Raw genomic sequence first — 882 nt, 5'->3', positions numbered from 1 at the left:
GTCGCCACCAGCCTCTCCTGGGGCCTGTGGCAGCAGGCCGGCATCGGCATGACCGCCCACCTCGGCGACGCCGAACTCGCCCGCATGCGCCGCCAAGGCGTCACCGCCCTCACCACCCAACAAGCCCTCCACCTCCTCGACACCACCCTCACCGGCACCCACCCCCACACCATCCCGGTGAAGCTCGAACTCGGCGCGGTGCAGCGGGACTTCGATCGTGACGGTGAGACGCGGCCGTTGCTCCGGTCGCTGCTGCGTGCTCCGCGCAGGCGGGCGACCGGCACCGTCGAGGGCGGCACGCTGCGCGATCGGCTCGCGCCGCTCTCCGATGAGGAGCGGGGCAAGGAGCTGACCGCTCTCGTGTGCGGTGAGGCTGCCGTGGTGCTCGGCATCGCGGACGGTACGGCGCTCGGGGCGGACCAGGTGCTGAAGGACCTGGGCATCGACTCACTGATGGCGGTCGAGCTGCGCCGCCGTCTGTCGGCCGCGACCGGGGTGTCGCTGCCGGCGACCCTCGCCTTCGACTACCCCACCCCCACCGCCATCGCCGGGCTCCTGCTCGACAAGCTCGCACTCGGCGGCGCATCGAAGCCGGCCACCACGCGTCGGGCCCGCCGCGGAACCGCCGAAGAACCCATCGCCGTGGTGTCGATGGCCTGCCGCCTGCCCGGCGGCATCGGCACCCCCGAGGACTACTGGCAGCTGCTGGTCAGCGGATCCGACGCCGTCGGTTCGTTCCCGAGCCGCTGGTCCGGACTCGATCTGTACGACCCGGACCCGGAGGCGGACGGCAAGTGCTACGCCCGTGAGGGCGGGTTCCTCGACGACATCGAGGGCTTCGACGCCGAGTTCTTCGGGATCACCCCGCGTGAGGCGCAGTCG

Annotated in this window: 1 protein-coding gene; it reads left to right on the top strand. The window is 72.1% G+C overall.

Going from position 1 to position 882, the window contains the following annotated elements; genetic code table 11:
* The coding region (locus tag AWZ10_RS33265; RefSeq protein WP_244172624.1) for an acyl carrier protein at positions 1 to 882 on the top strand (882 nt) is incomplete at both ends.

This window comes from Streptomyces europaeiscabiei (assembly GCF_001550375.1).
Classification (GTDB): Bacteria; Actinomycetota; Actinomycetes; order Streptomycetales; family Streptomycetaceae; genus Streptomyces; species Streptomyces europaeiscabiei.
Note: the sequence above shows the minus strand (reverse complement) of the source record. Positions and strands in the feature narration are given on the sequence as shown.